Source organism: Mycobacterium sp. (assembly GCF_044342925.1).
GTDB lineage: Bacteria > Actinomycetota > Actinomycetes > Mycobacteriales > Mycobacteriaceae > Mycobacterium.
Map to the genome: position 1 here is coordinate 1 of NZ_JBIIOV010000172.1, position 6863 is coordinate 6863.

At 68.3% G+C, this 6863-nt stretch carries 8 protein-coding genes and 1 tRNA gene; 4 read left to right on the forward strand and 5 right to left on the reverse strand.

All coding sequences use genetic code 11. The annotated features are described in order from the left end of the window. Positions 1 to 924: 924 nt before the first annotated feature. Together ADBZ6I_RS14890 and ADBZ6I_RS14895 are read right to left on the reverse strand one after the other, a co-directional pair. Positions 925 to 998: transfer RNA gene (locus ADBZ6I_RS14890), tRNA-Met, on the reverse strand. A gap of 61 nt (positions 999 to 1059) precedes the next feature. Continuing rightward, on the reverse strand, positions 1060 to 3132 hold the full coding sequence (locus ADBZ6I_RS14895) for a hypothetical protein (RefSeq protein WP_526385157.1): 2073 nt from the start codon (positions 3130 to 3132) through the stop codon (positions 1060 to 1062). A 147-nt stretch (positions 3133 to 3279) separates the two neighbouring features. Here ADBZ6I_RS14895 and ADBZ6I_RS14900 point away from each other — a divergent pair, with 147 nt between their 5' ends. Next, positions 3280 to 3513 carry an AbrB/MazE/SpoVT family DNA-binding domain-containing protein gene (locus tag ADBZ6I_RS14900; protein WP_526385159.1) on the forward strand — a complete coding sequence of 78 codons (234 nt, stop codon included), beginning with the start codon at positions 3280 to 3282 and terminating at the stop codon, positions 3511 to 3513. Then, positions 3497 to 3919, forward strand: coding sequence for a type II toxin-antitoxin system VapC family toxin (locus ADBZ6I_RS14905; RefSeq protein WP_526385161.1), 423 nt, complete (start codon positions 3497 to 3499; stop codon positions 3917 to 3919). The genes ADBZ6I_RS14900 and ADBZ6I_RS14905 overlap by 17 nt, the downstream gene beginning before the upstream one ends. Before the next feature lie 26 nt (positions 3920 to 3945). Here the strand turns inward: ADBZ6I_RS14905 and ADBZ6I_RS14910 are convergent, their stop codons facing one another. Then, complete coding sequence (locus ADBZ6I_RS14910; RefSeq protein ID WP_526385163.1) at positions 3946 to 4305, reverse strand: DoxX family protein; 360 nt, start codon at positions 4303 to 4305, stop codon at positions 3946 to 3948. Positions 4306 to 4381: 76 nt separating this feature from the next. Between ADBZ6I_RS14910 and ADBZ6I_RS14915 the strand changes: the two genes are divergently transcribed. Together ADBZ6I_RS14915 and ADBZ6I_RS14920 are read left to right on the forward strand one after the other, a co-directional pair. Continuing rightward, the gene (locus tag ADBZ6I_RS14915; protein ID WP_526385165.1) at positions 4382 to 5623 is read left to right on the forward strand and encodes a cytochrome P450; all 1242 of its coding nucleotides are present in this window, start codon (positions 4382 to 4384) and stop codon (positions 5621 to 5623) included. A 1-nt stretch (position 5624) separates the two neighbouring features. After that, on the forward strand, positions 5625 to 6194 hold the full coding sequence (locus ADBZ6I_RS14920; RefSeq protein ID WP_526385167.1) for a TetR/AcrR family transcriptional regulator: 570 nt from the start codon (positions 5625 to 5627) through the stop codon (positions 6192 to 6194). A gap of 16 nt (positions 6195 to 6210) precedes the next feature. Here the strand turns inward: ADBZ6I_RS14920 and ADBZ6I_RS14925 are convergent, their stop codons facing one another. Beyond that, a complete protein-coding gene (locus ADBZ6I_RS14925) occupies positions 6211 to 6717 on the reverse strand; it encodes an LppA family lipoprotein (RefSeq protein WP_526385169.1) in 507 nt (168 codons plus the stop codon). A gap of 12 nt (positions 6718 to 6729) precedes the next feature. Continuing rightward, positions 6730 to 6863 (reverse strand): LppA family lipoprotein (locus ADBZ6I_RS14930; RefSeq protein WP_526385171.1); only part of this gene is annotated, 134 nt, incomplete at its 5' end.

The following is a 6863-nucleotide window of genomic DNA, read 5'->3' on the forward strand; positions in this document are numbered from 1 at the left end:
GGAGATGTTCGGTGTCCCAACCTTCGATCTGCGAGAGGCTCAGCACCCCCATGTCCACGGCAGGCACCTACACCACTACGGACGTCTGTGCCAGCACGGCGAGTCGCTGGGCCGATTGCTGTTCGCACTCCAGGTAGCTGCCGGCCGCATAGCCGGCCTTAGTTCCGGTGCACCGCACACGAGCAGCAAGTACTTGAGCGGCAGCTGCAGCGATCGTCTGACTTGCGGTCACTGCGGCAGCAGTCGCCTGCCCACTGGGCAGATCGGCCACAAGGGGGGCGCGAGCAGCTAACTCCCCGGCTGCCGTTGTACATAGGTCCGACCATGCTTCCAAGCCTGCCGGATCAACCCGAAGCCCCCGCACCAGCAAATGGTACGTCGAACGACTAAGTGCAGGCCACTCGAATCCGCCCGATCGTCAAGGGCCTATCAACGCGGTTGAATACTGACCCCCTTTGGACTTCAGATTTGACCCCGCTTCGACCTTCGGGATCCCTCGGCCGGTGGAGGTGCGGTTGCGGGGGCCAAACCGGTCGACCCAAGCCCAGCCGCTGGTACTTCGGGGCGTTTTCGAGGTCGTGGATCGGCGCGACGTGCCGAAGGCGCGCTCCTACGACATTCGACTTCGAGAAGACCTCATGGGCAACCAAAGTCATCGTCTTAGTCAACGACCTCGACAGCCGAGTCCTCGACCGCCACACCGGACAACGCATCCGCAAACTCACACTCGACCCCACCCGCGACTAGCAACCACGAGGAGTAAAACCCGGAAACTGTCCCAGAACCGTAAAGCAGCAACCGGACCTCGAACGTCAAGCATCAACCGGAACCGCACACATGAAACCCGGAAACAGCCCACCAACAACCCCACAAACGATGATGTCCCGAGACACCTGTCAACGGTGTCTCGGGACATCACATCTGTAGCGGGGACAGGATTCGAACCTGCGACCTCTGGGTTATGAGCCCAGCGAGCTACCGAGCTGCTCCACCCCGCGTCGAGTGCTTCGCAAGGCTACCCACGCCAGCCCTCCCACGCCAAATCCCCTGATCAGGGACCTATGCCGTCTGCGGATACGGCGCGAACCGCCGGTTGAACCCCGCACCCCGCGCCGCGATCTGCGCCGCCCGCTCGGCCGGGGTGACCACCACCGTCCCCGCCGGCAGCACCGACCCCAACTCGCTCAACGACACCACTTGGGACCGCACGGTCGGATTCGCAGCAGCCGTCAGGTCGATCTCCTGGAACCGGATCGCGATGGTGCCCTGGTTGAGCCCGCCGGTGGACACCCAGTTCCACGGGCTGGTGCCGTCGGCCAGCACGGGCTGGGTCGGCGAGACCACCAGCGTGTAGGAGCCGTCCGGATTGGCCCGAGCCTGCGAAGAATTGAGGCTGGTCTGCTCATCCCAGTAGTTGCCGGTGATGGTCCAGTCGTTGGTCACCGGCACCACGAAATAGCCGGCGTTGTTCGGGGTGATGGTGAGCACCAGCGCCTGGTCGTCGGCCAGCTGGAAGTAGCCCGGACTCTGCAGCTGGGTCGCCAGGAACGAGGCGTTGCTCGCCGGGTCGGTGAACACGTTGGGCGCCTTGGGCTTTCCCGTTACCGGGTCGACGGTGGCCACCTGGATGTATTCGGACTCCTGCCCGATTCCGCGCAGCATCAGCAGCGAGGCGAGGCTGCCCCGCACGAACGGCGGAACCGCGGGCAGCGGGGGGATCAGCGAGACCACCGCGGTCAGGAACGGACTCTGCGCCACCAGCGGCCCGATGAACGGGATCGCGAACCCGCCGAACTGACTGAACAGGCTGTTCGGCGGCCCCGCCACCCGGTAGATCGCCAGGCTCATCGGCTCGTCAATGTTCCAGTCCGACAACGTGTCCCGGATCGCGATCAGGGTGGTGTCGGGGGTGATCTGCAGGTGGTTGGTCTCCCCCGGCGCCGCCGGGTCACCGCTGACGGTGACGACGAAGGTGCGGTCCGGCCCCAGTTCCAGTTGATCGCCGTTGAGCACGGCCACGGTGGTGCCGGTGGTCCCGGTCAGCACGCTGAAGCTCGCCTGCGGATCGCGCTCGGGCAGCCTGCCGGTGATGACGTACTGCGAGGCGTAGTTGACCCCGACGAAGCGGTAGATGGTGTCGGGGTTGTCGTAGAGGATTCGCGAGCCGGTGACGTCCAGCCCATACCACTGATGCGGCGGCGCGACCTGCATGACGATCGTCGGCTCGTTGGAGTTCAGGATCCCCAGCTGGAACCCCGTGCCCATCGCCCACTCGTCGACCGCTTGGCTCAGCGCGTCGAGGTTCTCCTGATCCGGGCCGCCGACCTGGCTGTACTGGATGCACCCGATGACGCGCCAGGCCAGATTCAGCATCGCTTTGGACACCAGCATCGGCAGCGTATGCACGGTCTCCATCGCCGCCGCCTCGGCGGCGATCTGCTCGGGCGTTCCCAGCGGGCTGACGGCCTGGCCCACCGGGTCTGCCGGGGCGCTCGTCGTCACCGCGGCGGCGGGAACGACCACCGAAGCCGGACGCCGCCCGACTTCGCTGCGGGCGGCGGCCAGCATGGTCCAGGCCAGCGCCGAGGGCAGCGGGGTTCCCGACCCGACCGCCAGCGCATCGACGACGCCCGTCGCACGGGGCGCCACGGCGGCGGCAAGGGGGGGAGGATCAGGCGCCGCCACCGGGGCCGCGATCATGACGGTCGACACGACGGCCGGCGGCGTCGTCGTGGTCGTGGTCGTCGCCGGCATGGATATCACCGGCGGTACCACTTCCGGCGCAACCACATTGGGTCCCACCACCGCCTGCGCGACGACAGGAACCACCGGCACCCGCTCGACAACATCCGGCACGAGAACAGTGGGCGCAGACGCCCGCACCGTCGCCGCCGGTGCAGCCGAGTTCCGATCCCGCAGCGCCGGGATGTCCGAGTCCGCAGCACGGCCCCGCGCACCCCGCGACGCAGGAGCCGCCGGGGAATGAGCCCGCACTCCCCCGCGTGTCGCCGGTGCGTCGTCTGCCGTCGACGGTGTGTCCGGGGCTGCGTGGGCGACCGCCGGAATGGCCAAGGCGCCCAACAGGAGTCCCGCCGACACCGCTGCCGCCCCGGCACCTGCTCGGATATCCATCGCGACCCCCTTCGGTCAGGCGTCCATCCACCCTATGCCCCCGAAATCCGGTGAAGGTAGGGAAACGTCCGCCGGCGAACAGCGGCGGCTGCAGCCGCGACCCCTGACGACGTCGCTGCGTGGTAGATCAAATGGTAGCTTCGTGGTATGCGCACTACCATTGACAAGGCGGGACGTGTCGTGGTCCCGAAATCGCTGCGGGAGCAGTTGGGCATCACCGCCGGGGAGGTGGAGATCTCCGTCGACGGCGCTGCCATCCGGATAGAGAGTGTCGCCGCGGACGAACTCGTCGAGTCCGACGGTCTTCTCCTGCTTCCCAGTGGTGGACCCGAACTTGACCAGGACGCGGTGCGGGAATTGCGACTTGCCGACCAACGCTGAGCATGTCCTGGTCGACACCAGCGCGGCACTCGCACTCGTGCAGCGGGAGAACCCGTTCCACCTGATGTCCATGGAACGACTCCGCCCGTGCCGCCGGGGGATGTCCGGGCATGCGGCGGTGGAGTTATTGTCGGTTCTCACCCGGCTGCCACCGCCGCAGCGACTCAATCCGGCGACGGCGCTGCGCCTCCAGGTGACGAACTTCCCGGATTCACGGTTTCTGTCGGCTACCCGCATCGGTGACCTGCTCCACGAATTCGCCGCCGCCGGGCTGGCCGGCGGGGCGGTCTACGACGGGTTGGTCGGGGCTGCTGCCCGCGAACATGGCCTGCTGCTCGTCAGCTGCGACCGGCGGGCCGAGCCGACGTATCGGGCACTAGGTGTCACCTACCAGCTCCTCCGCTGACCGCAACCACCGGAGGCATTGCCGTCTTACGGCTTGGGCGACGGGCCTTTGACCGCCATGGCCGCAAACGTTGCCAAGAACGCCACTGCCGGAAGCGCATTGACGACCTTGTCCCGTACGCGCAGATGCGCTCCGACGGCCAGTGCGAAGTAGAGGGTCAACATCGCCGTGGTCAGCCTCGCGAGCCCCGGAAACCACCGCACAGACAGCAGCCCGATAGCCGCTGCGCCCTTGATCGGAGGCAACACTCGCCGAACGCTGTCCGGGCAGCCGACCTCATCGAGGCTCTTCTTGATGGGCGGCACCTGAGCCGCGCAGGCGATGGCGTCCACCGCCTGAAACGCGGCGAGCCCGGCGTAGGTCTTCGGCGAGGTCAAGACACCCATACTTGAGGCTAGCAACCGCTGCCGCCCAGCGGGAGAGCCCGTTGACAACGACCGCGTTACGTTCTAAAGATGAGACATGAGCATCGATGCGTCTCGCGTCGGGTTTCAGCTGCGTAGCGGGCCCAGTTGGGCCGATCCGTGGCCGATGTACGCCGCCCTGCGCGACCACGACCCGGTGCACCACGTCATCCCCGGCGACTACTGGGTGCTGTCCCGGCACGCCGATGTCTGGGCCGCCACCCGCGACCACGAGACGTTCTCCTCGGCGCAGGGCTTGACCGTCAACTACGCCGAGCTGGAACTGCTTGGGCTGCAGAACAATCCGCCGATGGTCATGCAGGACCCGCCGGCGCACACCGAGTTCCGAAAGCTGGTGGCGCGCGGGTTCACCCCCCGCCAGGTACAGGCGGTGGAGCCGGCGGTGCGGGAGTTCGTGGTCGAGCGCATCGAGCGGCTGCGGGCACAGGACGGCGGGGACATCGTCGCCGAGTTGTTCAAGCCGCTGCCGTCGATGGTCGTCGCGCACTACCTCGGCGTCCCCGAACAAGACCGCCAACGGTTCGACGGCTGGACCGACGCCATCGTCGCCGCCAGCACCGGCGGGCAGGAGCGTAGCGACACGGGGAATGGACAAGCGGCCGGCGGCCTGCTCACCGCCACCGAAGCGCTGCTGGGCATGACCGGATATTTCACCGAACTCATCGAGCGGCGCCGCCGCGACCCCGGCGACGACACCGTCTCGCATCTGGTCGCGGCCGGAGTCGGGGCCGACGGCGATATCGCCGGGGTGCTGTCGATCCTGGCGTTCACCTTCACCATGGTCACCGGCGGCAACGACACCACCACCGGACTACTGGGCGGGGCGGTGCAACTGCTGCACCGCAATCCCGACCAACGCCAACTCTTGATCAAAGACCCGGACCTGATGCCCGACGCGATCGAGGAGTTCCTGCGGCTGACCTCCCCGGTGCAGGGCCTGGCCCGCACCACCACCCGCGACGTCACCCTGCACAACACCACCATCCCGGCCGGGCGCAAGGTGCTGCTGCTCTACGCCTCGGCCAATCGGGACGAGCGCCAATACGGCCTCGACGCCGCCGAACTCGACGTGACCCGCCGCCCGCGCAGCATCCTGACGTTCAGCCACGGGGCGCATCACTGCCTGGGTGCGGCGGCGGCCCGGATGCAGTCCCGGGTCGCGCTCACCGAGCTCCTCACACGCTGCCCGGACTTCGAGGTCGACGAGGCCGGAATCGTCTGGGCGGGCGGCAGTTACGTGCGACGCCCGCAGTCGGTGCCGATCAGGATCGGGAGCTGAGGTGGCCGACTGGCTGGGCGAGAAGCGCACCGAGGCGGCGTGCGACCGCATCCTGGAGGCCGCTGCGGAGCTGTTCGCGCACAACGGCGTGGAGGCGGTGGGCATGAACGACATCGCCCGGGCCGCAGGGTGTTCGCGGGCCACGCTGTACCGCTACTACCCCAGCCGCGACGCGCTGCACACCGCCTACGTGCACCGCCACGCCCGCGTGGTCAACCGGCAACTCGCCGACCTGGTTGCCCCCATCGCCGACCCCCGCGACAAGCTGCTGGCCGCGCTCACCCACGCGCTGCGCCTGGTGCGCGAAAACCCCGCGCTGGCAGCGTGGTTCACCCGCACGGCGATCGGCGCCGAGGCCGCCGCGGGGTCGGAGGTGGTGCAGGCGATGACGGCCGGGTTCCTGCTGTCCGTCGACCCTACCGACGTCGATGCCGCCGGGCGGCAGGCCCGCTGGCTGGTGCGGGTGCTCACGTCGTTTCTCACCGTCCCCGGCCGCGACGCCGACGACGAGCGGGCCATGCTGGCGGAGTTCGTCATCCCCCGGACGTCAACCAAAAGCCGACGCCGGTAGGACTTACTTCTTCGCCTCAGGCCGGCAACCGGCAGCCGGTGGTCCCGGCGATCACCAGGTTGCCCTGGTAGGCCAGCTGGATCGCCATGCCGGCCGGGCCGCGGAACCACACGTTGCGGTTGGTGGGCAGATCGCGCTCCACCTGGACCTCGGTGGCACCGATCCGACCCGCCGCCTCGCGGGCGGCCGCCGCGATCGTGTCCCACTTCTCCGGGCGCAGCGGCACCTCGGGCACCACCCGGTTGGGCGCGAACCACATCTTGCCGTCGGTGTCGGCGTAGCTGGAGTTGCAGCTGGTGGTGGTCTCGTTGCCGCCGTCGTCCCAGACGGCCTTGGGCAGCACCGCCTTGACCGCGGTGACGATCTGGTCCACCGCACCGGTCAGCTGGGTCTTGGTGTCCTCCAGCGAGGGCAGCGCGGCAATCTCCGTGCGGGCCTGCGCGGCCGGCCCGTCGGCGGTGTTCCCGCACCCGGCCAGCAGCAGGGCGGCGGCAAGAACCATCGAAACCTTCGTCGTGTCCATCGCCGCCCATTATCACCGGCCGGGCTTCTTCTCCCCCTCCAGCCGGCAGCCGGTGTACGCCGAGATCACCAGGTTGCGCTGATAGGCCAGCTTGATCGACATCCGGGCCGGGCCCAGCAACCACACGTCGTGATCGCCCGGGGCGG

What these genes read in the sequence shown, in the direction of transcription:
- ADBZ6I_RS14915 (WP_526385165.1), top strand. Translation starts at nt 4,382, where the DNA reads ATGAGCATCGATGCGTCTCGCGTCGGGTTTCAGCTGCGTAGCGGGCCC.
- ADBZ6I_RS14900 (WP_526385159.1), top strand. Translation starts at nt 3,280, where the DNA reads ATGCGCACTACCATTGACAAGGCGGGACGTGTCGTGGTCCCGAAATCG.
- ADBZ6I_RS14895 (WP_526385157.1), bottom strand. Translation starts at nt 3,132, where the DNA reads ATGGATATCCGAGCAGGTGCCGGGGCGGCAGCGGTGTCGGCGGGACTC.
- ADBZ6I_RS14910 (WP_526385163.1), bottom strand. Translation starts at nt 4,305, where the DNA reads ATGGGTGTCTTGACCTCGCCGAAGACCTACGCCGGGCTCGCCGCGTTT.
- ADBZ6I_RS14925 (WP_526385169.1), bottom strand. Translation starts at nt 6,717, where the DNA reads ATGGACACGACGAAGGTTTCGATGGTTCTTGCCGCCGCCCTGCTGCTG.